The sequence below is a fragment of the Shewanella sp. SNU WT4 genome, from assembly GCF_006494715.1.
Classification (GTDB): Bacteria; Pseudomonadota; Gammaproteobacteria; order Enterobacterales; family Shewanellaceae; genus Shewanella.
In genome coordinates, this window is record NZ_CP041151.1 from 3,760,032 (window position 1) to 3,784,559 (window position 24,528).

Here is a 24,528-nt window from a genome sequence, read left to right on the forward strand (position 1 = left end):
ATTAGTTAACTCTTGGCCTAAAGCTTGAATAGCATAATGAATGCAGCACTCGTTTGGACATAGGCATGAAGCATTACCATAAACATAAAATCGTTATTCTCTATATTCACTACAGTGAATCTTGGAGTTATGGCAGCGAGCAAAGCCTAGTCACTCTGATTAATCAGCTTGATAAAGACATCTATGAGCCGATTGTGTGGACTAATCAGCCAAAGTTGGTGACTCAACTGCAACTACTTGGCATATGCACCCAATTTGATGAGCACTGCCTATTTAACCCTTGGTACACCCCCAGATTAGGCCTGCGTCTTAGGTATCGGCAATATCAAGCTTGCTGTCAGTTGATTAATCAATATTTGGTCGACCTTATTCATTGCAATAGCGCAGGCCCGCTGCAATGGGCAATTTTGGCGGCGCATACCATGAATATTCCGATTATTTATCATTTACATTCGCGCTTTCCCACCCGCGGCAAATTAGCGCTCGGCGTGTATTTATGCCCAGTCATAGTTGGGGTGAATCAAGTGGTAAATGACGCGCTAATTCATGATGGCTACCCGCAATCTTGCACTGAACTTATTTATAACGGTATAGATACCAAGCAGTTACTCGCCCAGCCCGGCAAAGATATGCGCGCCGAATTTAACTTAAAGCCACAAGATATTTTACTGGCCAGTATTGCCAGCCAAAACCCACATCAAAGCATAGACAAGCTCATTACCATTACCATTACGGCGAGCTTGCGCCGCCAAGGTTATCCAGTGCAACTGCTGATCTTAGGCGCCGCCAAAATGAGCGCATTACAAGCCCACGCCCAAAGCCTTAACGTCAGTGAGCAAGTGCACTTTATTGCCGAGCCCACCCAAGTCGTAAGTTACCTTAAAGGCGGGGTCGATATTTATCTGGCTGGCCCTGATGAAGAAGTATTTGGCTTATCATTAATTGAAGCACAATTAATGGGATTAAGCGTCGTTGCCCCCAATATTGGCGGCATAGCTGAGGTCATCATTTCTGGACAAACTGGGCTAATTACCACCACAGAGTTAGAAGATGTTAGCGCCGCGATTGAGCGTTTAATTAGCCAGCCGAGCTTTAGGCGCCATTTAGGCAAGTGCGGCGCCGAGCGCGTGCTCTATCATTTTAATTCCCACTATTTTTATCAGCAGTTCAGCGATTTATACCAAAAACTTATTTTTGAACACGGTCAATTTGATAACCCTTACCTACTCCAAAAAATGCGGGCCTTGGCGAAAGCCAGCCTCAAATTTGCTGGCAGGTTGATAGTGAATAAATTGACCCGTAAAACCACTCAGCGCAGGGTATTTAAATGAGCCAAAACTATCCCAACATACTGCTAATTGATGCCATTCCGTTTCAGGGCGGCTCAAAAGTAGCCACCCGCACCTTATTGCATGAACTAACCACTGAGCATCAGTTATGTATTTTTACTCAGACCCCGCAAAGCTGGCAGGGATTAAACGCCCGTTTTTATCCCTTGTATATGCCCCGCTGGCTTATCAATAAAGACCAAGGGATTATCTACTTTATCAAGTACCTGTTAATTGCCTTGCAAGTGCTGCTACGCAAACCAAGCCTTGGCAAGATAACCCTCGCAGTAGGTGCATCAGGCCCAAGTGTCGACTTAGCCTTATACATGTTAAAGCCGCTACTGGGATTTACGCTGATGCAACTGGTGCATGGCGGCGTGGCTTGCTCTAAAACCAATGCTCGCTGTTTGCTGCGCGCCGATAGCATCCATTATTTGCCCAGTAGCCGCGCCTCTATGGTGGCCGCGCTAGCAAGATATGGCATCACTGACATGATGTTTAATGAGCCAAGATTCACGCCCATGCTTAACGGCTTAGATAAAAGTGAGTGGCCAAGTGAGGCCTTAATGCACAGCAGTGAACCTGCGCGACCTGTGATTTTTTGGGCGGCATCGCTACTTAAATGGAAAGGCTTATCCATTCTTAACCAGGCGCTGCAAGAGTTAAATGCTTCTGATGCAAACTTTTCTGAACAAGGCTTTAGCGCCAATATATGTTATATCCAGCCTAAAAATATCGCCCTTGAATATGATGAGCCTGAGGATGATAGCGCCAACATTCATTGGTTTAATCAGCCAAGCAATCTTGATGAAATGCGCCGCCAAAGCAGCATCTATGTGTCCACCAGCCAGCAAGAGCCCTTTGGTTTATCAACCTTAGAAGCCATGGCGGCCGGTTTATGCGTGGTTATTCCAAGTGATGCGAGTTATTGGGATTTAGCCTTAATTGATGGCGCTAACTGCATTAAATATCGCCCAGGGGATAGCCAAGATTTACGCCAAAAACTTGAGCATTTAATTAAGCATCCGCAATTGATGATAAGCCTTGGCCGCCACGCTATGTTTATCAGTCGCAATTATCATGCTGAGCAAGTGTACCTGCCGCAATTGCAAGTCATTGATAGCTATTTAGGCGCGGGCTCAAGCAAGGCTCAAGCATCAATAACTGGCGTTTTCTAGATGTTTGGCAGGCGATTAACATCAACCAATCCCGCCTTAAAGGCCATGGTGCTCTATGGCTTAGGGCTTGGCATTATGAAAGGCGTGTCATTATTGATGCTGCCTTGGCTCACTAAGGTATTGCCGCAAGCGGACTTTGGCCGCTTAGAATTGATTATGAGTATCGCCATGTTTAGCAGCATAGTGGCTGGCATGGGGCTACAAGAAGCCATGTGCCGCTTTATTGGCGATGCCACCGATGCCGCGCACAAGCGCACTATCGCCGCAGAATTTTATGGATTAGCCCTACTCATAGCCCTATTATCATTGCCGCTATTGCTTGGGCTGGCTTGGTTTATCAGTCAGCAGTTTCCCGCATTATTTAGCCTGTATCAATTGGGGTTAGTGCTGAGCTTACTGGCGTTTGAGTCTTGTATCAGCTTGCCGCTTACTTGGATGCGTATGGCTGATAAACCTTGGCTATTTTTCTTAGCCACCACCAGCCGCGCCTTATTAAACGTAGTGCTGATTTTAGCGTTCACTGAGGCCGGCCGCGGCCTTGATGGCATAGTGGAAGCGGGCTCAGTAGCTGCCCTTTGCCAGCTTATTATCTTAACTGGCTATCAATGTCAGGCCACAGGCGTCCGGCTAAGCCGCCGCTTTTTGCGACCATTAGCGGTTTATGGCTTGCCGATTATCGCTACCGGCTTAATGGCTTTTACTTTGAATGGTTTAGATCGCTGGATTTTGCAGGCCTTTACCTCGGCCGAAAGCGTAGCGATTTTTGCGGTAGCTGCAAAATTTGCCATTGGCTTAGTGCTATTGCAGCAACCTTTTACCTTTTGGTGGTTTCCGCGCCGCTTTGATGTGCTGTTTAATCAAGGTCAGCAAGCCGCCGTAAAAATGACCAGCCTTGGCGTGGGGATTTTATGTGTACTTGCCATTACCCTTGGCACCCTCACCCCAGCACTGATTGTAAGCGTTATGCCAAGTGCCTACGCTCCTGCCATTAATATCGCCATGATACTTATCATGGCGGCCTTGTTTAAAGAAAGTGCAGAGCTGATGAACCTGGCAAGCCTAAGCCAAGGGTCGAGTGAAAAGCAGCTTTATATTAATATCTTAGCATCCATGATTGGCGTCGCGCTTATGCTGCTACTGACCCAAAATCATGGGGTATTAGGGCTTAGCATGAGCTTAGTATTCGCCCAAGGGTTACGACTGGTGCTGCTGACTTGGCTTGGCCATAAAATGCTGCCATTGCCTTACCCAGCGCTTACGTTAATCAGCATGATTTTACTGACCTTTGGCCTATTACTGCTTGGTATGCTGGATTTAGCCTTGTGGCAACGCCTCTGCCTAGGCGTGATTGGAGTAACTACCTTAGGATTTTTGCTAGTGAGTTCCGGCCTAGTCTTTAACCAGCGTGGGCGCTGGAAACTGGCGTCAAGGTCAGTATGATTAGCCGCGACTCAATTTTAGGTAAGTGGCTAGATCCACAGGCGCCATGGCCTGTACCCTTAGGCATAGTCGTACTGTTTATACTTATCGCCGCGGCCTGGTTTTTCCTGCCTCACCCCTTATTAATGTTAGTGCTAGGCCTTATTCCTTTTGCCTTACTGCTGGTCATCAAAGAAGCATTTTTGATGGTGCTGTTATTTGTGATTTTTTCATTTTTTCGCATCCATGAAGTCATTCCGCAGCTGTATAACTTTAAAATTCCCTTGATGCTGTCAGCGGCCTCACTCATCACCTTATTTTGGCACTTAGTGATTAGTCAAAATATCAAACTCTACTGGACCAAGAGCTTAGGCTTGTTGTCGTTATTTACCTTGCTAGTCATAGTGGGATTAGTGCTCGCTGCCAATCGCCCTGTGGCCATTACCTATTTTATGGAGATTTACTGGAAGATTATCTTAATGACTTTTGCGGTGGCGTATCTTACCCGCACAGCCAATGATTTTAACCGCGCCAATCATTTAATCGCAGGAGCCGGCATCTTAGTCGCCTGCGTAGCTATTTATAATAAAATCAATGAAATCGGTCTAGTGGAAGGCACAAGGGTGACTATTGGGCGCGATATAGGCTCCATGCTTGGCGATCCTAACGATTTAGCCTTAGTGCTGATGTTCCCCGCCTCATTTTCATTAAGCTTAATCATGACTTCTAAGCTATCCATAGCGTCAAGACTCTTAGGTTTAGTGACTTTCCCGCTTATTTTCTACGCCATTATTGCCACTCAAAGCCGCGGCGGCTTGCTGGGGATTTTGACCATTATGGGGGCAATCATCTATCGGCACGTCGCCTCGAAAACCCTATTCTTTGGCGCCGCTGGCGTTGCCGCGATACTGCTCTACGCTGTGGCCGGTATTAGCGAGCGCGCATCTGGCGGCGCCCATGAAGAAGGCGTAGATGCCTCAGCCATGGGGCGCATCTATGCATGGCAAGCCGCCTTTGGCATGGCGCTGGATAACCCCCTAACTGGCGTTGGCCTTGATAATTTTTACGTGAATTACTATTTTTACTCGCCTCACTGGGATGGCTTAAATCATGCGGTGCATAGCACTTGGTTTGGGGTTTTAGCCGAAACTGGCTTTTTGGGCTTAATCATTTTTATCGCCTTTGTGACTACGGCTATGCTGAGCGCTAAATCGACCCTTGAAAAAGTGGAAGCCCATGTGAATCAACTGCCCATCAGCTTTTATTGCTCGGCGCAGGCGCTCCTTGGCGGACTTGCCGCGACTATCGTCTCTGGCACCTTTTTAACTCAAGGCTTTAACTGGCCGATTTATCTGCTATCAGGCTTAGTGATAGCCCTCACTCGCGCCACCGATGAATTTTTGGCAAAACCTAAATAGCCACGACTCGTCATTGCAAATTGCAACGCCAGCACTAGTCTTTTACCCGCAGCCTAAGCTACCACCAAGCTAACGTAATGATTTAATTAACAATCAACTAATCACCAACTAATGGCATAACACTTGCTGCATGAGCTTAAGTTCACTTTTCCGCTCAAGAAGGCAGCTATGGCCAATATCATCCCCATTGATAGCCGCAAAAAGGAAAAGGTTGCAGAAGATACTGCAGTAACTCAGCGAGTTGCGCACCCCACTTCTATAATAAAACTGACGGCAGCGGATGATTGCAGTCCATTTTCAGCGCGCACTGACATTAATTTATTTGCAAAGGATAGCGCCAACCCCATGACAGATAATGTCGAGACTCAAGCTGCAAGCTTAACTCAGCCCCCCAATAAGCTTACAAATCAGCCTTTAAGCCTGCCTTATAGCCAAGCTTTAGGCCAAGCGGGAACTCGCGCTGATTTAGTCGTCTTTGGTGAAGATTGGGGCGGCTTACCGTCGAGTACTCAGCATTTAATTGCCCGCTTAAGTCAGCATTACCGCGTATTTTGGGTTAACTCCATAGGGTTACGTCAGCCACAATGGCATAGACGCGATGGCTATCGCATCGTCCAAAAACTGCTGGCGGCCGTAAGCAAAGTGCACCCCCGCGATGATGGCAGCGGCTCAAATAAAGCAAACGCTACCAATGAAACACACGGCACAAGCAATCAGGCTTCAACACTCAATGCTGCCAATGTCGATGGCAAACATTCAGACTATTGCCCTATCATCATCAAGCCGCTGACTATTCCGGCGCCCCAAGGGCGATTGGCTCGCCTACTAGCAAACTGGCTATTGCTGCAGCAAATCAAGCCGGTATTAACGCGCTTTAAGGTTGTGAATCCTCTGGTGTGGACATCCCTGCCAACTGCCGTGGATATTTGTCAGGCGTTAAATCCAGAGCGAATTGTTTACTATTGCGGTGATGATTTTTCGGCATTAGCAGGGGTTGATCATCACACTGTCAGTGGTGATGAAGAGCGTTTAGTCGCAAAAGCTCAGCTGATTTTGGCGGCAAGCCCAGCGCTTGCTAACAAATTTCCGCACGCTAAAACCGAGCTTATGCCCCATGGGGTTGATGTTAGTTTGTTTCGCACCGCTAGCCTGCGCGCCCCTGATTTACCTAAAGATGGCAAACCCATAGCAGGCTTTTATGGCAGCCTATCTAGCTGGCTGGATTATCAATTGCTGTTTCAAGTAGCAAGTCACTTACCCGATTGGCATTTTGTATTTATCGGCAACATTGAAACCGAGGTTGGCGCCTTAATGGCGCTGCCCAATGTGCGCTTTCTTGGGGCAAGACGCCATGAAGAGCTACCCAGTTATAGCCAGCACTGGCAAGTGTCCCTACTGCCATTTCGCAATACTCCGCAAATTCAGGCCTGTAATCCGTTAAAGCTCCTTGAATATATTGCCTGCGGTCGCCCGATTGTTAGCACTGAGTTTCCGGCAGCGCAGCAATGGCCAGAGCAAGTACACCTAGTGTATAACGCCGGCGATATGATCCGCACCTTGCAGCAACTGCGCCAGTCACTAAGGGTTGCCAGCCAAGTGGACTTGAGTCAACACAGCTGGGAGGCGCGTGCCACCTCGCTCCACCACTTATTGGAGCAAATATGAAAGGCCTAAGTTATCGACTCATGGTGTTGCTATGCGGGGCGTGGCGCCAACGCTATATCATAGTGGTGCCGGCCTTATTCTTTCCGCTCGTGGGTCTTGCCATTGGTACCTTAAGCCCAAGAATTTACACTTCGCACACCAGTATGTTGCTGCAAGAAACCGCCAACATGAACCCCTTCTTAAAAGATTTGGGCATGTCGGCCATGATCAAAGAAAGGATGGATAGCTTAACCACCTTGCTCCATAGCCGCCATATTCTGGCATTAGTGGCTAAAGATATGGGCCAAATTACGGAAGAAACTTCAGATAAGGATGCCAATGAAATTATTGCGGCGCTATCGGCAGGCCTTAGCGTCCAAATGGCGGGCAAAGAGCTCATTAGCATTCAGCTAGTCTCGGGTAATCCGCAGCGCATGCGTGAAACCTTAGAGAGCGTGAGTAAACACTTCATCGAGCAAATGTTAGCGCCCGAGCGCTCATCCATGAAAGATTCCAGCAGCTTCTTATCGGAAAACTTAGATACCCGCCGTAAGGAGTTAGAACAAGCCGAACAAAAATTGGCGGAATACCGCAGCGCCAATGCCGCCGATATGCCAGAGATGCAAATGGATAAGCTCACCCGCTTAGCAAAACTCAAACAAACCTTATCAGAGCGCAAAGCTGAACTGGCTGGCGCCGAAAAAAGCTTAGGCAGCTTAGATCAGCAGTTATCGCGCACCAACCCTGTGATAGGAAAGTTAGAAGAACAAATCATAATGCTGCGCAGTGAATTAACCTTGCTGCAAGCCAAATACACGGCTAATCACAGTAAGGTTCAAGGGCTTAAACGTAACTTATCAGAATTAGAAAATGAGCGCGCCGCACTGTTAACTCAGCATCAAGTCACTTTAGATACCACCCAGCTATTTGATTTAGCGAGTGTGGCAAGCTCAGGCAAACTTGATGGTCAGCAGCCGTTACTGATATCGCAATTAGAGCACTTGCAGTTAGGGCGCTCAAAAGTGAGTAGCTTAATCGAAGAAGTGAGCAGCCTAACGGCCATGATTACAGAATTAGAGCAAGACACTAAAAGTTTAGGCTCGCGCCAACAGCAACTGGCGAAACTTGAGCGCGACTTAGTGATTAAGCGCCAAATGTATGATGACTTAATGGAGCGCTACGAGATGGCGCGCCTGACCAGCTCCTTTGGGGTGTTTGAGCAAGATAAACGTATTCGCGTCATCGACAGTCCTTACATCCCGACCAACCCATCTAATCCACATATTTTGTTATTCGTGATTGGTGGCCTTTTTGGCGGCTTCTTTATCGGTGCTGGTATTGGCACAGTCAGAGAGCTGACCGACACTAGCATTCGCCTGCGCCAAGACGTGGAAGAGTTAACTGGCGCCACTGTGCTGTGCCGCATTCCTCTTATCGTACCAAGAACCAGCGAGCTTACGTTTGGGCCTGCGCCAGTCACACGTTGCAGTCGCAATAGTGCTAACACTTAAAGTCGGTATGTATAATCACATTCACAGCATCATTAAGCTTATTGCCACGACTCAGCTTGCGATCATAAGTAGCTTGATGCTCATGGCTTTCTTGGGGGCAAGCATAAGCACTGCTAATGCCAGCAGCGCGACTCGCCTTGAACTTACGCAAGATGCTGACATTTCTGCCCATAAAATTACCTTAAGCCTGAGCCGTAGCGATAGTCAGCAAATAACTAAAGCCACAGACATAGTCATCAGCGGCATAAATCACAGCGCTAAGCCTGCCATCTTAGTGTTACGAGTCGATGATAAAGACAATCCGCCCTATAACGATCGCATTAACCTCGAGCGCGTCATTGCCCCAGGGCCATTTACTATCAGTCAGTTACTTGGCGGCCTTACCACAGCAAGTCAGCGCCAGTTAAGCCTTAACCAAATTCAGCAAATCATTATTTTTAGTGACGATAACGCCATTAGTCTTGAGCGCGCTGAGCTTATTACCCATCCGCCCTTGCCTGCTGGCAGCATAGGCTGGGACTTTGGCCCCGCAGGCAGTGCCCTGTGGCCAGGGTTTCAAGCGGTAACAATTACTGACTCTATGATAACTGGCGGGCAAATGTTGGCTATCGATAGAGGCAGTAAAATGCAGGCGAACGAAGGGCTGACGACCGATGGCATTAATGGCATCACCCAAGTGCATTTACCTTTAGCCGCAGGGCTTTGGGGTATAAGCTTATGGTTAAGAGACCCAGGTGAATGGGAATATTTACCAGCAGTGACAACGCGCAGCATTAGCGTTAATGGCACTACAGTGGATGAGCTCAAGCTAAGCAGTGAAGAGTGGTTTGACAAGGTTTATCTTGGCCGCCAATGGCCAGAAGCTTCGGGCAATGACAATAGTTATCAGCGCTTTGCCTTAAGTCCCTTCGATAGTTTGCAAGTAATAGCGGCAAGCCAAGGCCAAGGCGTCACTATCAATCTCAGTGGCAATCAACCTCAGGCCGGTTTTATTGCCGCCATTTTGGCTGAACCTATCACTCAATCATCAAGCAACCCAAGCTACTTACTGCCACAAAAAATCAGTGCCGATAAACTTAAAGTGTTAACTGGTATAGAGCAGGCGCGCGCACTGTGGTGGCAAAGCAATTGGCCGCTAGCGCCTTGGCCAGAGCCCCAGCCTAAGCTAGAACATAAGCCAGAACATAAGCTAACAAATAAAGCCGACAATAATGCGAAAGCCTTAGCCAAAGCAGATGGTGCTAACAGTATTCACAATTACAATAACGACGTAATTATGCTGAGCAAAGCGCCCAGCCTAGTGGCGCCCGGCTCTTGGTTTAATGTCAGTTATCGCCTCGATGAACACCTAGGTGACAGCGATATAATGGTGCAGGCGCCACGCCTTAATAGCACGTCACTACCCACTCAAATTCGTTATGGCCATTGGCAGTGGCAGCGCAGCGGACTTAAATCCACCTTGTTAATTGCTGATGATCAGTTGCTTAAGTCGGGCTTACCGCCAAAAGCCTCTCAATACGCGCCGCAAAATACGTATTTGGGTCAGCAGCGCGCGCAGCAAATCGCCCCGCACACGCCATCACGAATGCTGCATTTACGCATTAAAGTGCCATCAAGCGCAGCGCCCGGCCGCTACCTTGGTCAAGTGGATATAAATAAGGGCACTGCCACTATTAGCCTGCCGATTGCAGTGGAAGTCATGCCTGATGCGCTGCCCCATGTTAAGCAATCCATAGGCGTGTATCTTGAGCCACAAGTGCAATTTGGCTGGCTTAACGATACCCAAGCTATGTTAGAGCAAGGCATAAGCTGCGATCTCGCCTTTTTAAAGCAACAAGGGTTACCTTCAGTCGCGCCGCCACTAACTACCCCCACAGATAAAGCAAAAATTCAAAAATTAATCAGTGAATTGCAAGAGTTAACACAGCAAGGTTTTGCCGCCCCAGTGCTGGCCTACACCCCACTAAAACGCTTAATTGCCAGCCAAGGGGTCGAACAAGCCACTGCAACCTTGGCCGATGTGAGCCAACAGCTAAGCGCTTTGGGGTTAAGTGAACCTATTTGGGTCAGCGCCGATGAACCTTCAAATCCTGACGGCCTCAACCATCTTGAAGCTAGCTTTCGCTATATGCGGGCGTTTTCGCCAAAATCGCGCTTAGCCGGTCATTTAAATCATCAAGGCGATAGTAAATGGCTGAATTTTTTTGATTTAGTCTTACTCAATGATGGCTTTGGGATTAATCAAGCTGAGTTAAATAAGCTACCCGCCGCCCTTGAGGTATGGCTGTATAACTTAACGCCGGCGCGCCATGCCGCGGGTTTTTATCTGTGGCAATCCCAAGCCGAAGGCTTAATGCTGTGGCACGGGCGAATGCCCACTGCCGACCCCTTTAACCCAACCGATGGCCGCGAGTCTGATATTCAATTTTTATACCCAAGTGCCATGCCTTGCCCGTTAGAGCCAGATGTAAACTTGGCACTTTTTGAGCTCACCGATGGCATCACAGATTTGCAATGGTTGTTATGGCTTGAGCAGCAAGCGAGTGTCAGTAATAACCATCTTACAGGCCAAGCGGCCGCCCGCGCCTTATTAGTTAGATTACAACATCAAGTGCCCAAAGAATGGCAAGCCATGGCGGCCATACCGTCTTCGCGCTTAGATGACTGGCGCCAACAAATCATGACGCTTTATGCACAGTCTACAGGCCAAACCAAGCATGCAAACTAAGAATCGCCATTTGCAAACTGCAAGCTCAGTTGGCGAACACCTAAAGCCACACAAAAATAAACCACTAAATTACAACACCTTAAGTGTTGGCACGGCAAATGCTTTACCTAAGTATCTTAGGTTTTTTTCACTTATGTATCGTGCAATCTTGAGGTGGCGCCATGTTAAAAGTATTCCAAGTGGTACAACATCTTCGTCCCGGCGGACTTGAAAATATGGTGTTAGATATCCAGCAGTTTTCTGATTTCAATCAAAATACTTGGATAGTGAGCCTAGAAGGCGAGCTTGAAACTGCCATCGCCGCTTGGCCTAAACTTAAGCACTGCGCCGATAGGCTGATTTTTATGAATAAACAGCCTGGACTCACCGCCAGTACTTATCACAAATTGTGTCAGTTATTTACTGAGCACCAGCCTGATGTGGTTCATACCCACCATATCGGCCCCTTGTTTTATGCCAGCACGGCCGCTAAACATAGCGGCGTCAAAGTGCGCATTCATACCGAGCATGATGCTTGGCATTTAGATGATATGAAGCAAAGACTCATTCAAAAATGTGCCTTAAAAATCGCTAACCCGATACTGATTGCCGATGGCCATGCCGTGGCCGCGAGCTTAGATCGCTACCTCGGCCTTGATAAGGTAAAAACCATTCACAATGGCATAGATACCAATAAGTTTTTCCCAGGATCACAGCATAAGGCGCGCCGCAGTTTAGGCCTGCCGCTTGATGTCAAATTCATTGGTTGCAGCGGCCGCATGGAGCTAGTTAAGAATCAAGAACTGCTGATTTATGCCATGCGCTATTTACCCGAAGATGTGCACTTAGCGCTTGCAGGCCATGGCAGTTGCTTTGAGGCACTTAAATATCGCACCTTAGTTGAAGGCTTAAGCCACAGGGTTCACTTTGTCGGCTTTACCGATAACATGCCAGATTTCTACCGCGCCTTAGATTTATTTTGCCTGCCATCCCTTAACGAAGGCTTTCCATTAGCGCCGCTTGAAGCGCAGGCCTGTAATATTCGCGCCTTAGTAACAGATGTGGGCGGCGCCAAAGAAACCTTATGCCCAGAAAGTGGCAAGTTGTTACCTAGCCATCACGCTAAAGAAGCAGCCGAATTAATTAACACTATGCTCAATGGCAAAATGTCGATTTCGCCCCGCAATTTTATCACCCGCCACTTTGATGTGCGCGAGATGGCGAAAGCCTATGATGATGTTTGTCATCAAGGTTATCGCGACACCTCTACGCCGCTGGAGCACTAATCATGAACCAGGTTATTGCCGTTATCACCTTAGTGAGTATCGCGCTCATTATTTATCACCACGCCTTATTCCCAGTGTTACTTAAGTGGTTAGCGCGGCGCCGATTAGTGGCGGCTAAGGGTGATATGAGCGCAACCCCTAAGGCGCATGATGATGCCAGCACGCTTGCGAGCATTAGCCTGATAGTGCCTGCCTATAACGAAAGCGCATGGATTGCCGATAAGATTCGTAATCTTGCCAGCCTTAATTATCCCAGCGACAAACTTACCGTGCATATTGGCTTTGATGGCTGCACCGATGACAGCGCCGCCATAGCGCGTCAAACCTTACAAGAACCCTTGTGCGCGCTCCTTAATTGCCAGTTACATGAGTTCAGTGACAATCGCGGCAAAGTCGCCATGCTTAATCAACTCATAGCCCAGTGCGATAGCCAGTTGGTGGGCTTAAGTGATACCTCAGCGCTGTTATCTATCGATGCATTATTGCTCGGTGGCAGCCATTTTACTGACCCACAGGTTGGCATAGTCAACAGCCATTATTTACTGCTAACCCCCACGGATGCGGGGGAAACTAAATATTGGCAATATCAAAATACTATTAAAAATCTTGAAGCTAGCATGGGCAGCCCCATGGGCACTCATGGCGCCTTTTACTTATTTCGCCGCGAATTATTCAGCGCTTTGGCCAGTGACACTATCAATGATGACTTTATCTTGCCCATGTCGATTGTGGCGCAAGGCTATCTTGGGGTGCAGGATAATCGCATTCACGCCCTCGAGCAGGAAGGCAGCACTCAAGAGCAAAACTTTGCCAGACGCAGACGCATTGGCGCTGGCAATATGCAGCAAATCATTCGTTTAAGTCATTTGCTATGGCCTGCTAAACATGGCCGCATCAGCTTTATCTTTTGGTCAGGAAAAACCTTACGGGTCGCCTGCAGTTATTTAATGCTACTGGCACTCCTTGGCTCACTCTACTTAGCGCCATCATCCATGCTATTTGCCGGATTAGCGGCGCTGCAACTCAGTTGCTATGGCGTAGCCATACTAGGTTTGTGCGCGCCTAAATTACAAAAATACGCAGCAATCCAAGCCATGAGTTATTTGGTCTCTGGCCACTTTGCTATATTTATTGGAAGTCTCAGATACTTGTGTGGTCTTGAGCAAGGACGTTGGCAAAAGGTCAGCGCATCGACAAGGGAAAAGTCACAATGAATATTATCCATCCAGTTACAGCCAAGATAAAACGCTGCAGCGATATTTTGCTTGCCAGCATAGGTTTGCTGCTCACTTTGCCGCTACTCCCAGTCATAGCTCTGGCCATAAAACTTGATAGCAAGGGGCCGGTGTTTTATAAGCAACTGCGGATTGGCCAATCCCTTAAAGATCGCACCTTATTATTTAATATGATTAAATTTCGCACCATGCGCACAGATGCCGAAAGCATGAGCGGCGCCGTGTGGGCCAGTAAGTGCGACCCCCGCATTACTCGGGTTGGGTTATTTTTACGTAAAACTCGCCTTGATGAAATTCCGCAGTTTTTTAATGTGTTAAAAGGCGACATGTCCATGATAGGCCCGCGCCCTGAGCGCCCAGGTTTTTATCAAACCTTAGAAGATGCTATTCCCTTTTTTGCCGATCGCACCTATGGCTTGCTGCCCGGGATCACTGGACTTGCGCAAGTAAAACAAGGCTATGACACTTGCATTGATGATGTAAAAAGCAAGGTAGGTTATGACCATAGTTACTGCCTCGCCTTAACCAGCTTAAGCGGTTGGATAAAAATGGATACCTACATAGTATTTGCCACTTTAAATGTAATGTTTCGCGGCCGCGGCCAGTAGGATGCCTGCAGGATTAGAAGTAAGTTAAAGAGTCGGTTGCATCAGAAGACAAGGGCTACACTTAACGGGCGACCACGACTTAGCGGTTAAGCTTAAGCGCGTTAACATCCGCGCCCAAACAAGAGCTTAAAGCAAGCCCTTAAAGCAAGCCTTTAAACCAAGCCTTTAAAACAGTGTCGCAGTTGCTGTATTTAGTTTTAATATCAAGACCTAATACCAGCAGTCACCAACAGCTAGGCACAATAAACACTTGGAGATACATCCATGAAAAACATCGTATTGGCAGTATTAGTCATTCTGCTTATCAGTTGCAGTTCTCGGCCACTACTTAGTAATCAGCAGTGGCAAGCAGAGGTCGCAGCCAAAGTTTCGCAGTGGCAACTAGAAACCGTTGATAGCATTACCGCGTTTAGTCTCAGCAGCTGGTCATCCCTTGGCGAAAAATACTTAATCCTAAGAACTAACCCTTTCACCCCTTACTTGATTGAACTAAATGCTCGCTGCCCAGGGCTGAGCTTTGCCAACGCCATTTTAACCAATCAGTTTTCAAGCACTTCCCTTAGCGCTAAATTTGATTCCATCGCTATTCCAGGAGACGCTGGGCTTAGCTGCCAAATCAGTAAGATTTATCCGTTAACGCGCGAGCAAGATAAAGAACTTGTGGGTTTAGATAGCCCAATAGATACCGACGCTAGCCCAGATGTGGATGCTAACAGCGTGAGTAATCCCTAAGCCATGCTAACTCAGCAATAGCGCTCTACATCCTCATTCGCTATCACTTATCTTTGGGAGTGGCTACACATGCCACTCCTATGACTGCCAAGCCTTACGCCAAAAGCTAAACCAAGCATTAGACTAAACGCTAAGCTCACAAACACTTATGTGATAACCCTCAGCAAAAAAGGCGCGCCTTAAGTAAGTTGCTTGTACCCCACGCCTATTTCCCCAATACTGTGGCAGTCACGCTCACTCTTGGTTTAAGCCCATGATTAAAAAAAATAAAAATAATCGCATCACACTACAAGATGTCGCCAATCAAGTGGGCATCACTAAAATGACGGCTTCGCGTTACTTAAGAAATCCTAAGGCAGTAGCCGCCAAAACCGGCGAGAAAATAGCGCAAGCGATTGAAGAATTAGGCTATATCGAAAATAAAGCGCCAGCCATGCTGTCTAAAGCCTCAAGCCGCGCCATTGGCGTGCTCATTCCATCGTTATCTAACCAGATTTTTTCAGCGCTAGTACACGGCATAGAAGCTGTCACTAAGGCTCATGGTTACGAAACCTTATTGGCACACTTTAGTTATGATGAACATGAAGAAGAGCAAAGAATTGCCGCGCTGTTAGCCTATCAAGTAGATGGCTTGATTTTAACCGCCAGTCAGCACACGCCGCGCACCTTACAAATGATCCGTAATGCAGGTATTCCTGTGGTGGAGGCCATGGAATTACCGCCAAACCCCATTGATATGGTGGTCGGCCTTGATCATATCCAAGCCTCATTTGAAGTAGTAAATATGATGATTGCCAGCGGCAAGCGCTCCATCGCCTATTTTGGCGCGCGCCTTGATAGCCGCACTAAGCTGCGCATGACTGGCTTTGATAACGCCATGACAGCGGCGGGCTTACCTCTGATACATGTTTTAACTGGTGAACATTCAAGCTATTCCTTGGCGGCTAAATTACTCGACCAAGCATTAGCCCAGCATCCAACACTTGATGGCGTGTTTTGCACTAATGATGATATCGCCATAGGCACCTTACTGCGGGCGCAGCAACTAGGCTTAAAGGTGCCAGATGATTTGGCGGTGGTTGGCTATAATGCCCTCGATATTGGTCAAAGCGTGCTGCCAAAACTCACCAGTGTCGATACCCCACGTTTTGCCATTGGCCAAAAAAGCGCTGAGTTACTACTAGCAAAGCTTCGCGGTGAAGCGATAGAGTCCACCATTGTGGATATGGGTTATCGCATCACAGATGGCGCCAGCCATTAATGGCTCGCTAATGTGGCAAAAACAAAAAAAGGCAATGAGTTAAAGAGTTAACTCATTGCCTTTTTGATTGCCGATTCTATGCCAACAATTGTCGAATTTATGCAAACAACACGGCCAGCGCACTAACCCTGATGCTAAAAACTAGTTAGCAGACTGCGCCAAAATAGCGGCTACCGCGCGCTCTACCACAGTCTCAATATCGCAATCTATGCCTACGACTATGGTCTTAGGCTCGTCGTCTGGACGCTCTAAGGTTGCAAACTGGCTGTTGACCATCACTTCTTTCATAAAGTGACCATTGCGTGCACGTACCCGCGCCATGATCAAATCATAATCGCCATCAAGGAATAAAAAACTGACATTGCTATTGCCGGCGCGGATTTGATCGCGGTAAGACTTTTTCAAGGCCGAACACACTATCACCCCATGCTCGTTTTTACTTTCAAGGCTGTAAGCCGCATCGCCAATACGCTCCAGCCACGGCTTACGGTCGTCATCATTGAGCGGTTCGCCAGAGCTCATTTTTTGAATGTTGGCACGCGGATGCAAATCATCCCCATCAATGAATTTGCGCTTAAGACGCTCGGCCACTAATTCACCAATTGTGGTCTTGCCACTGGCACATACACCCATAACTATGACACTACTTCCCGCCATGATAACCCTGTTCCCGAATCTGCGCGTGATCTCAATTTTGACATTCACGTTGAAATATTTGTTTATCTTACGAATGTTATCGGTAACATGTTACCCGTAACCTTAAAAAATGTGAACTTGCACACAAACAGCAACCCAAGCCATGTGAACTCATGCGCAAACAATAACTATGCTAAAAGGTGTAACTATGGAGCAGTTAGTTCAACCCGCAGATCCGCTAATGCTATTAACAATCGCCGCGCTAGCGATTATCGCATTGCTGATATTAATCATTAAATTAAAAGTCCATGCCTTTGTGTCGCTCACCATAGTGAGTTTAGGCACCGCCATAGCAACAGGCGTAGCCTCAGACAAAGTAGTTCCGACTATGATGTCAGGCTTTGGCGGCACCTTAGCCTCAGTCGCGCTACTGGTTGGGCTCGGCGCCATGATAGGCAAAATTCTCGAAATCAGTGGCGGCGCCCAAGTATTAGCTGACACCCTTATCGGCCGCTTTGGTGAACAAAAAGCGCCCATGGCACTCGGTGTGGCCTCACTGATGTTTGGCTTCCCTATTTTCTTCGATGCTGGTTTAGTGGTGATGATGCCCATTATTCTTAGTGTCGCCAGCCGCTTTGGTGGCTCACCGCTTAAATACGCCCTGCCATCCGCTGGCGCCTTTGCGGTAATGCACGCTTTTGTGCCGCCGCACCCAGGCCCAGTAGCAGCCTCTGAATTTTTAGGCGCTAACCTTGGACTGCTGTTGGTGGTAGGTTTATTAGTCGCGATTCCGACTTGGTATATTGGTGCCTATCTCTTTGGTCAGTACGCCGGCAAGAAATTCAACATTCCACTCTCGAAAGCATTCTTTAATGCCGACACCATTGTTGATGCCTCAAAGCTGCCTAAATTTACGACAGTAATGAGCATCTTAGTGCTGCCCGTTATTCTTATCTGTCTTGATACTGGCCTGCATACCTTAGCGGTTGCTGGCGTGATTGATGGCAATACGCCGCTGGTCGAGTTTTTACGCATGCTAGGTAAAACGCCGGTGGCATTACTTATCACCTTATTGGTGTGCTTAGTGATTTTTGCCAAAGATTACGGCATGGCGAAACTTGAAAAACTGTGCGGTGACTCATTAGCCCCCATTTGCGGCGTAGTGCTAGTCACAGGTGCTGGCGGCATGTTTGGCGGCGTACTGCGCTCAAGCGGTATTGGTGATGCGCTCGCGGGCGTATTAACTGATACCGGCATGCCAGTCATTGTTGCAGCCTTCGTTATTGCTACCTGTTTACGTGTAGCTCAAGGTTCAGCGACCGTAGCCTTAACCACTACGGCGGCGTTAATTGCCCCAGTGGTAGCAGTTACTACTGGCCTTAGCGATTTGGATTTATGTTTTATCGTGATTGCGATTGCCAGTGGCGCCACAGTACTGTCGCACTTTAACGATTCAGGCTTCTGGCTGGTATCTCGTCTGTTAGAGATGGATGAGAAAACTACCTTAAAAACTTGGACCGTGATGGAAACTCTGCTTGGCACTATCGCCTTTATCATAGTTGCCACCTTAAGCTTTGTGCTTTAAGCCCAATTGCTAAGCTTCCCAATAAAACAGAGTGTGGCGCTGCGCCACACTCTGTTTTTCCCTCAAAGCTCAGCAAACACTTTATACCCCCCGTTAAAGCTTCCAGCTTAACCCTGCGAATAACCAAACTCGTTAGCTGTACCCCATCAGCGCAAGCACTTAATAGCATCTGTGGTCTAGAGAATAGCCAGTTAAATGATTAAAAGGCCGAAATGAGCGCAACTGCTTAGGCAGGCATGCTGGCAAGGCGAAGGCAAAACTAATGGCTTATGGCAGCTATGATTGGGACAAATACGCGAAATAAACAGCAGGGGTGTTGGTCGGCAGGCACCGACCAAATATCATGATCGCAACAGCAATAGCGGCTTACTTTTGGCTGGCGCGGTAATGATCAAAATGCTCGATATAGTCATCCATATTGGACTCCAGCATTTCTTTGTAGCGCTCGATATAGTATTCCATCATTTCTTGCTTTTTCGACTGCATTTGCTCTTTAGAATCAAAGCTAGTTGAGCCAAACCAAGCGTTGTAGCGCGCTAAGCCATACATAAATGAAGCGCTAATTTCGCCCGTTTTAAGCTTGGGATCTTGATTCTGCTGATTGGCAACTTGGATTAATTCACTGGCACGCTGGTAAAACGCTTTATCTAACTCAGACATCCTAAATTCCTGTAGCAACCGCGAGATCGCCATGATCTCACCTATGGCTAATACCCTACTCATTTTTGGGTAAAAGAGACAGTAACCAGCTTCACACTATTGATGACTATGACTTAAAAACGATGCGCTAAATCTCAATTTAAGAGAAAGGTGAATTGCGAAGTTAAGCGGAGTTAAAAAAACGCGTGTTTCACAGCCTCAAACGAGCTTGAAGCTGTGAACCTCTAGCTAGCCTATTTGCTTTTAGGAATAGCTAAAGCATCCCAAATAGCAGCAAGATTTAAGCTAAGTAGCTGCAGCAGTAATCAGTCACAGTATGAATTTTTAATTTAAAACTAGAATTAGCCGCGACTTCAAAAGATTGACCCGCCACTATGGTTTGCCACGCTTCACCGGCTAATTGAATTTCAAGCTCACCGGCTAAAATTTCCATTAACTCTTTGGCGGCAGTACTGAACTCATAATCCCCAGGCAACATAATCCCTAAGGTCTTATGGCTGCCATCGCTGAACTTAACCGTGCGACTGGTAACTTTACCGTCAAAGTAAATATTGGCGGCCTTAACGACGGTGACTTGATCAAATTGTGACATGGTAACAAGCTCCTTTAATGGTAATGGGGATTCAGTGTTGACTGCGCGCTATCAAATAACCACATGGTTATAAGCGCCTGTTTAGCAAGCCTAAGCCGCGCCATAATAGCAGGCTTAGTCACTAACTAGCAGCACTTAGCGAGCGCCATACCTTAAGTTAAGCCAACGCATTAAGCTTAAACATCTGCACCAAGATACACGTCAGACTAGCGCCTCGCGGCTTTTACGATAGAATGAATAACTAGCTATAACAATAAATTAACTCGTTACCGCTTGGAGATGCTATGGATAAGCAGGTCAGCTCACGCAGCACTAAGGATAAAGCCCTTCGCCTCAACCTCGATGAAAAAAAATACGGCACTATCGTTGAAATTGGCGCAGGCCAAGAAGTGGCGCGTAATTTTTTTGTCGCTGGCGCCGCCGCGGGCACCATAGCTAAAACCATGTCAGCCTATGACATGAACTTCTCTGATGCGATTTACGGGGTGCAGCAAGATGGCCGCTATGTCAGCAAGGCCAGAGTTATCGCCATGATGGAGCAAGAGTTTGCCCTAGTGGTTGAACGTGTAGCGAATGTGCGCTCAAAATCATCTCGCTACTTTACTTACGCGGCCACTGTGGCCGCCAAAAGCTTTAATCGCAATAATGAATGCCACGCTTGGTGCGGCGTACGCATTCAAATGTACCCAGGGGCTGAGCCCTCTAACTTAGTGGTGCATGTGCGCATGTTTGATGATAACGCCGAGGCGCAGCAGCAAGCCTTAGGCATACTTGGGGTTAACCTGATTTACGCCGCTTATTACTACTTTGAAGACCCCAAACGCATCATAGACTCCTTAAGCGACAACTTGAAATCAAACCGCATTGAGATTGATTGTATTGATTTTAAAGGGCCTTATTTTGATGACATCAATAATCAGGCGCAAAATATTCACCTCATTCGTAGCCATAAAACTCGCGCTGTGATGTTTAAGCCCGATGGCAGTGTCGCTGTGCCCGCCGAGATGCTGTATAAAAAAAATGTGCTCACTATTCGCGGCGCCTTTAAGCCGGTCACTCGCCTCAATGTCGATATGATAGAGCAAGGCCAAAAGGCCTTTGAATGCTTAGAGGATGTCAATGCCAGCAATACGGTCGTGATCACTGAGATTTCCTTAAACGATCGCCACGGCAAAGATGCCAATATTGCTGCCACCGATATTATCGAGCGCGTGCGTTTACTGAATCTGCTCGGCTACCATGTGATGATTTCTGACTATACCCGCTACTTTTCGCTGCGCGCCTATTTTCGCCAATACACTAAGCTGCAAATCGGCATAGTGATAGGCATGGTCAATATTCAACAGATTTTTGATGAGAAGTTTTACGATGGTTTAGAAGGCGGTATTTTAGAAGGCTTTGGTAAGTTGTTTCCCGACCATACCCGCTTATTTGTCTACCCTGAGCTTAATGCTCATGGGCAACTAAATGATTTATCTCAAGTCACTGTGCCCAATAACTTACGCTTTTTATACCAGCACTTGCTGGCCAATGGCTTTTTTACTGGCATAGAATCCAGTAATCCAGAGCTGCTTAATATCTATTCCCGCGAAATCTTGCAGCAACTCGCCAAAGGCTTAGGCGACTGGCAACATGCGCTACCGCCGATTGTGAGCGAAACCATAATGAGCGCTAAGTTGTTTGGCTTTCGCCGCTAAACACTAAGGCATAGCAATAACAACGGCTATTAACATTGCCTTAGCGTTTAATCATGCCAATTACAATGGCAGCTTAGTACAGTGACGCCTCGCCTTCAGGGCGAGTCTTAAAACGGCGATGCAGCCACATGTACTGGCTCGGCGCTGCCATAATGGCATCTTCTACCATGCCATTGACAAACACGGCCGCAGCTTCCACATCACCTTTAGGAAACTTATCAATTAACGGCTCGCCAAAGGTCAGCACATAACGGCCACTGTCGTGCTTACGCACCATGGAAAACGGCACCACAGCGCAATCGGTTTCATCCACTAAAATGCTGGTACCTGTGGTAGTACAGGCTTGCTTAACCGCAAATAACGGCGCAAACGTCGAGCGGCGACGGCCATAGTCATGATCAGGGGCATACCATACCCGCGCGCCTTGGCGCAGCGAATCAAGCATGAATTTAAGGTTTTTGCGATCGATTAAGGTGCGGTTGGAGCGCGAGCGACCACGATACTGAAAGTAATCAAAACATGGATTATTGTTAGGGCGATAAACCCCCATGCCCGACATATGAATACCAAAGGCGCGGGCTCCCAATTCTAAATTAAGGGAGTGAATAGCCAGCAGCATAGCGCCCTTGCCTTGAGCTTCAAGCGCTTGCAGGTGCTCAAGACCAACCACTTCCACATGGCTAGATACGCGCTTATCTGACCAATACCATGCCATGCAAGTTTCAAATAAGGCCAGCCCAGTATTGTCGATATTGAGTTTGACTAGCGCCGCGCGCTCGTGCTCGCTCATGTGCGGAAAACATAAGCTCAAATTGCGCTCAATAGTGCGTTTGCGCTTAGGCATCATGCGCATTGCCACACGGCCACACACCTTACCTAAACGAAATAATACGGCGTAAGGCAATAAGCTCATCAGATACATGACAGCCATTAAGCACAAGGTGCCCCAATAGCGTGGATGCAACAATTTGAGGGTGAATGTTGGTGCGGTATATTTACTCATAATGCCTCAGGCCCAGTGATGAGCTCACTAGTTCAATAGCAAGCGGGGCAAATCACAACAAAGGAGCGGCATTTTATGCGTCTTAGCTAAAATAACAAGGCGCTTAGCCCTTAAAGCGCGGCTCGCGCCCATTTTTTGGTCAAAGTCGCGCCTTATGGCGCAAGTTACACTAAATTAGCTAAACGTTTTAGCCCAGTTGACGGCGCCGCGGATGCAAGCCTAAGTGCTACAATGCGCGCAATCACTAGCCAGTGTTTATGCCCGTTAAGTGACCCTATTACAGCCAAGGACCAAAGCGAGTAAGGGAGCGCGATACACTAAAATCTAAGCGGCTCGATAACTCATCTATACCGACCTTTAAGCCATGGTCTCGCAATATGCCAGGCTGCTTAGCGGCAAAGACCACCCAGTTACTGCCAGAGGTGAGACACGCGTAAACGTCAGCAAAACTTGCTTGCAGTCGGGCGAGTAATTCCACATCGCGGCTATGCTCTTTCCAGCAATTAAGCACTAACAGACCATCGGCTTTTAGCAAGTTAAAGGCATTATCGATAAAAACTTGCGATAACTGCTGCTCATCTATGCCAGCATCGGTATAGATATCGGCATATATCACGTCACAGCGCTTATGATCGCCAGCAGCTAAAAACTTCATGGCATCAGCTTCAATCAATTGCAATTTTTTGCTGGGCTGCACCCGAAAATAACGCTTCGCTAACTCAATCACTTGCGGGCGCAATTCCACGGCTGTGAGCTTAATCGCGGGATCATAATGTTTAAGTGAATGCAGTAAGGCGCCGCCACCTAGCCCTAACACTATGGCTGATTTAGGTTTAATAAATAACAGACTGAGTAGCATCGCCTGCACATAAGTATGCTGCGGGATATGGGGCGCACTTTTTAATTGCTTACTTTGCTCATCGTTATCGCCAAAGGCCAACAATCGATAATCATTGTCTTCAACCACACTGATAGGACCAAACTGATCCTCTCCCTGCCACAAGCAGTGATAGTCACTCATGCGTCTTGCTCGAAAAGAAAAAAGCTATTTTGCCACAGCTTGGCTTAATCCTCGCATATTTAACGTAAGACTATTTAAGCGCAAGACATTGAAAGATTACTTTTCACACAAGTGTTAACCAAAGGCCATGGATTGATTGAATAGCGCCCACAATAGATCGCAGTCAACACTAAAACCACCAAACTAGCAAAACAAACTCAAACAAAACAACAAGGCCAACAGTTCATTTACTCGCCACTTTGATCTTGATCACAGGAAAATTTTACCAACTGATTAAAATTCGCGCTCAATTCATTAACCATTGAGACAACCAATGACTTCTACAAAAAAACTGGCCATCGGCGCCTCACTACTTATCTGTACTCAACTGGCAGGTTGCATGGGTACCATGGGTCTTAGTGGTTTAGTCACTAAGGGTAACCTGAGTGTGGTTGACAACCGTTTTGGCCGTGCTGGTGTGTATATCTTATTAGCGCCTGTGTATGCCTTTGCAGCTACCGGTGACTTGTTCATTTTCAACACTATCGAATTCTGGACTGGTACTAACCCTATTACTGGTAAATCACCAGCCTTAGTAGATATGCCTGTTGAAGCGGTATTCAAAGTAAACCAACACTTAGATAAAGACTTAACTAAAGCTCCTTTAACTGGCGTTAAGTTAACTAAAGCGACCGTGACTCCAGTGAATGCTAACAAACTGGATATGCTGCTGACTTATGAAGATGGTAGCGAGCAAATCATGTCTGGCGAGAAGACTGGCGATAACGTTAACTTCTATCTTGACGGTCAAATCGTAGCCACAGCGTCAACAGCTGAGCTGCAAGCTTATTACGCTAGCCGTCAAAGCTAAAATCTTGCTAACAGTAAGCCATGGCTAAATGCTCAAGCTTACTGCACGCAACAACAATAAGGCTGCCAATGGCAGCCTTATTGCTATCTAGTGGTTTATTCTTATGACTTGTGAGATTCCTACGACTTGTGAGTTAGTTGCTTAGCCACTTATCGCA

At 47.3% G+C, this 24,528-nt stretch carries 20 protein-coding genes; 15 read left to right on the forward strand and 5 right to left on the reverse strand.

What is annotated here, in order from left to right; genetic code table 11:
• Nucleotides 1-65 precede the first annotated feature (65 nt).
• The 12 genes from FJQ87_RS17000 to FJQ87_RS17055 all read left to right on the forward strand — a co-directional run bounded on the left by FJQ87_RS17000 (nt 66) and on the right by FJQ87_RS17055 (nt 16,327).
• A complete protein-coding gene (locus tag FJQ87_RS17000; RefSeq protein ID WP_140933630.1) occupies nt 66-1,331 on the forward strand; it encodes a glycosyltransferase family 4 protein in 1,266 nt (421 codons plus the stop codon).
• Nucleotides 1,328-2,506 carry a glycosyltransferase family 4 protein gene (locus tag FJQ87_RS17005; RefSeq protein WP_140933631.1) on the forward strand — a complete coding sequence of 393 codons (1,179 nt, stop codon included), beginning with the start codon at nt 1,328-1,330 and terminating at the stop codon, nt 2,504-2,506. The genes FJQ87_RS17000 and FJQ87_RS17005 overlap by 4 nt, the downstream gene beginning before the upstream one ends.
• Nucleotides 2,507-3,946 (forward strand): oligosaccharide flippase family protein, encoded by a 1,440-nt coding sequence (locus tag FJQ87_RS17010; protein ID WP_140933632.1) that lies wholly within the window; start codon nt 2,507-2,509, stop codon nt 3,944-3,946.
• A complete protein-coding gene (locus FJQ87_RS17015) occupies nt 3,943-5,343 on the forward strand; it encodes an O-antigen ligase family protein (protein WP_140933633.1) in 1,401 nt (466 codons plus the stop codon). Before FJQ87_RS17010 ends, FJQ87_RS17015 begins: the two co-directional genes overlap by 4 nt.
• A 168-nt stretch (nt 5,344-5,511) precedes the next feature.
• The gene (locus FJQ87_RS17020) at nt 5,512-7,008 is read left to right on the forward strand and encodes a glycosyltransferase (protein WP_206194351.1); all 1,497 of its coding nucleotides are present in this window, start codon (nt 5,512-5,514) and stop codon (nt 7,006-7,008) included.
• Nucleotides 7,005-8,498: a GNVR domain-containing protein gene (locus tag FJQ87_RS17025; RefSeq protein ID WP_140933634.1), complete on the forward strand. Its 1,494-nt coding sequence runs from the start codon at nt 7,005-7,007 to the stop codon at nt 8,496-8,498. The genes FJQ87_RS17020 and FJQ87_RS17025 overlap by 4 nt, the downstream gene beginning before the upstream one ends.
• Before the next feature lie 7 nt (nt 8,499-8,505).
• Nucleotides 8,506-11,226, forward strand: coding sequence for a hypothetical protein (locus FJQ87_RS17030; RefSeq protein WP_140933635.1), 2,721 nt, complete (start codon nt 8,506-8,508; stop codon nt 11,224-11,226).
• Nucleotides 11,227-11,387: 161 nt separating this feature from the next.
• The gene (locus FJQ87_RS17035; protein WP_140933636.1) at nt 11,388-12,491 is read left to right on the forward strand and encodes a glycosyltransferase; all 1,104 of its coding nucleotides are present in this window, start codon (nt 11,388-11,390) and stop codon (nt 12,489-12,491) included.
• Nucleotides 12,492-12,493: 2 nt separating this feature from the next.
• Nucleotides 12,494-13,705 carry a glycosyltransferase family 2 protein gene (locus tag FJQ87_RS17040; RefSeq protein WP_140933637.1) on the forward strand — a complete coding sequence of 404 codons (1,212 nt, stop codon included), beginning with the start codon at nt 12,494-12,496 and terminating at the stop codon, nt 13,703-13,705.
• A complete protein-coding gene (locus FJQ87_RS17045) occupies nt 13,702-14,334 on the forward strand; it encodes a sugar transferase (RefSeq protein WP_140933638.1) in 633 nt (210 codons plus the stop codon). The genes FJQ87_RS17040 and FJQ87_RS17045 overlap by 4 nt, the downstream gene beginning before the upstream one ends.
• A gap of 264 nt (nt 14,335-14,598) precedes the next feature.
• Nucleotides 14,599-15,066: a DUF6491 family protein gene (locus tag FJQ87_RS17050; protein WP_140933639.1), complete on the forward strand. Its 468-nt coding sequence runs from the start codon at nt 14,599-14,601 to the stop codon at nt 15,064-15,066.
• A 253-nt stretch (nt 15,067-15,319) separates the two neighbouring features.
• A complete protein-coding gene (locus FJQ87_RS17055) occupies nt 15,320-16,327 on the forward strand; it encodes a substrate-binding domain-containing protein (protein WP_140933640.1) in 1,008 nt (335 codons plus the stop codon).
• 141 nt (nt 16,328-16,468) lie between these two features.
• Here the strand turns inward: FJQ87_RS17055 and FJQ87_RS17060 are convergent, their stop codons facing one another.
• Nucleotides 16,469-16,984 carry a gluconokinase gene (locus FJQ87_RS17060; RefSeq protein WP_140933641.1) on the reverse strand — a complete coding sequence of 172 codons (516 nt, stop codon included), beginning with the start codon at nt 16,982-16,984 and terminating at the stop codon, nt 16,469-16,471.
• A 187-nt stretch (nt 16,985-17,171) separates the two neighbouring features.
• Here FJQ87_RS17060 and FJQ87_RS17065 point away from each other — a divergent pair, with 187 nt between their 5' ends.
• Entirely contained in the window at nt 17,172-18,548 is a 1,377-nt protein-coding gene (locus FJQ87_RS17065) for a GntP family permease (protein ID WP_140933642.1), read from the forward strand.
• Nucleotides 18,549-18,914: 366 nt separating this feature from the next.
• On the opposite strand, the gene FJQ87_RS17070 is transcribed toward FJQ87_RS17065, so the two are convergent.
• Together FJQ87_RS17070 and FJQ87_RS17075 are read right to left on the reverse strand one after the other, a co-directional pair.
• A complete protein-coding gene (locus FJQ87_RS17070; RefSeq protein ID WP_140933643.1) occupies nt 18,915-19,208 on the reverse strand; it encodes a DUF3144 domain-containing protein in 294 nt (97 codons plus the stop codon).
• A gap of 280 nt (nt 19,209-19,488) precedes the next feature.
• Nucleotides 19,489-19,800, reverse strand: coding sequence for a pyrimidine/purine nucleoside phosphorylase (locus tag FJQ87_RS17075; protein WP_140933644.1), 312 nt, complete (start codon nt 19,798-19,800; stop codon nt 19,489-19,491).
• Between the two features lie 284 nt (nt 19,801-20,084).
• Between FJQ87_RS17075 and FJQ87_RS17080 the strand changes: the two genes are divergently transcribed.
• Nucleotides 20,085-21,497 carry a TonB-dependent receptor gene (locus FJQ87_RS17080; RefSeq protein ID WP_140933645.1) on the forward strand — a complete coding sequence of 471 codons (1,413 nt, stop codon included), beginning with the start codon at nt 20,085-20,087 and terminating at the stop codon, nt 21,495-21,497.
• A 73-nt stretch (nt 21,498-21,570) separates the two neighbouring features.
• Here the strand turns inward: FJQ87_RS17080 and lpxL are convergent, their stop codons facing one another.
• On the reverse strand, nt 21,571-22,500 hold the full coding sequence (gene lpxL / locus FJQ87_RS17085; protein WP_140933646.1) for an LpxL/LpxP family Kdo(2)-lipid IV(A) lauroyl/palmitoleoyl acyltransferase: 930 nt from the start codon (nt 22,498-22,500) through the stop codon (nt 21,571-21,573).
• 277 nt (nt 22,501-22,777) lie between these two features.
• The gene (locus FJQ87_RS17090; protein WP_140933647.1) at nt 22,778-23,521 is read right to left on the reverse strand and encodes a fused MFS/spermidine synthase; all 744 of its coding nucleotides are present in this window, start codon (nt 23,519-23,521) and stop codon (nt 22,778-22,780) included.
• Nucleotides 23,522-23,834: 313 nt separating this feature from the next.
• Here FJQ87_RS17090 and FJQ87_RS17095 point away from each other — a divergent pair, with 313 nt between their 5' ends.
• Nucleotides 23,835-24,371, forward strand: coding sequence for a DUF3332 domain-containing protein (locus tag FJQ87_RS17095; RefSeq protein WP_140933648.1), 537 nt, complete (start codon nt 23,835-23,837; stop codon nt 24,369-24,371).
• The last annotated feature ends 157 nt before the right edge of the window (nt 24,372-24,528 follow it).

Coding starts and splice junctions, on each gene's coding strand:
- FJQ87_RS17000 (WP_140933630.1), top strand. CDS start 66: ATGAAGCATTACCATAAACATAAAATCGTTATTCTCTATATTCACTAC.
- FJQ87_RS17005 (WP_140933631.1), top strand. CDS start 1,328: ATGAGCCAAAACTATCCCAACATACTGCTAATTGATGCCATTCCGTTT.
- FJQ87_RS17010 (WP_140933632.1), top strand. CDS start 2,507: ATGTTTGGCAGGCGATTAACATCAACCAATCCCGCCTTAAAGGCCATG.
- FJQ87_RS17015 (WP_140933633.1), top strand. CDS start 3,943: ATGATTAGCCGCGACTCAATTTTAGGTAAGTGGCTAGATCCACAGGCG.
- FJQ87_RS17020 (WP_206194351.1), top strand. CDS start 5,512: ATGGCCAATATCATCCCCATTGATAGCCGCAAAAAGGAAAAGGTTGCA.
- FJQ87_RS17025 (WP_140933634.1), top strand. CDS start 7,005: ATGAAAGGCCTAAGTTATCGACTCATGGTGTTGCTATGCGGGGCGTGG.
- FJQ87_RS17030 (WP_140933635.1), top strand. CDS start 8,506: ATGTATAATCACATTCACAGCATCATTAAGCTTATTGCCACGACTCAG.
- FJQ87_RS17035 (WP_140933636.1), top strand. CDS start 11,388: ATGTTAAAAGTATTCCAAGTGGTACAACATCTTCGTCCCGGCGGACTT.
- FJQ87_RS17040 (WP_140933637.1), top strand. CDS start 12,494: ATGAACCAGGTTATTGCCGTTATCACCTTAGTGAGTATCGCGCTCATT.
- FJQ87_RS17045 (WP_140933638.1), top strand. CDS start 13,702: ATGAATATTATCCATCCAGTTACAGCCAAGATAAAACGCTGCAGCGAT.
- FJQ87_RS17050 (WP_140933639.1), top strand. CDS start 14,599: ATGAAAAACATCGTATTGGCAGTATTAGTCATTCTGCTTATCAGTTGC.
- FJQ87_RS17055 (WP_140933640.1), top strand. CDS start 15,320: ATGATTAAAAAAAATAAAAATAATCGCATCACACTACAAGATGTCGCC.
- FJQ87_RS17060 (WP_140933641.1), bottom strand. CDS start 16,984: ATGGCGGGAAGTAGTGTCATAGTTATGGGTGTATGTGCCAGTGGCAAG.
- FJQ87_RS17065 (WP_140933642.1), top strand. CDS start 17,172: ATGGAGCAGTTAGTTCAACCCGCAGATCCGCTAATGCTATTAACAATC.
- FJQ87_RS17070 (WP_140933643.1), bottom strand. CDS start 19,208: ATGTCTGAGTTAGATAAAGCGTTTTACCAGCGTGCCAGTGAATTAATC.
- FJQ87_RS17075 (WP_140933644.1), bottom strand. CDS start 19,800: ATGTCACAATTTGATCAAGTCACCGTCGTTAAGGCCGCCAATATTTAC.
- FJQ87_RS17080 (WP_140933645.1), top strand. CDS start 20,085: ATGGATAAGCAGGTCAGCTCACGCAGCACTAAGGATAAAGCCCTTCGC.
- lpxL (WP_140933646.1), bottom strand. CDS start 22,500: ATGAGTAAATATACCGCACCAACATTCACCCTCAAATTGTTGCATCCA.
- FJQ87_RS17090 (WP_140933647.1), bottom strand. CDS start 23,521: ATGAGTGACTATCACTGCTTGTGGCAGGGAGAGGATCAGTTTGGTCCT.
- FJQ87_RS17095 (WP_140933648.1), top strand. CDS start 23,835: ATGACTTCTACAAAAAAACTGGCCATCGGCGCCTCACTACTTATCTGT.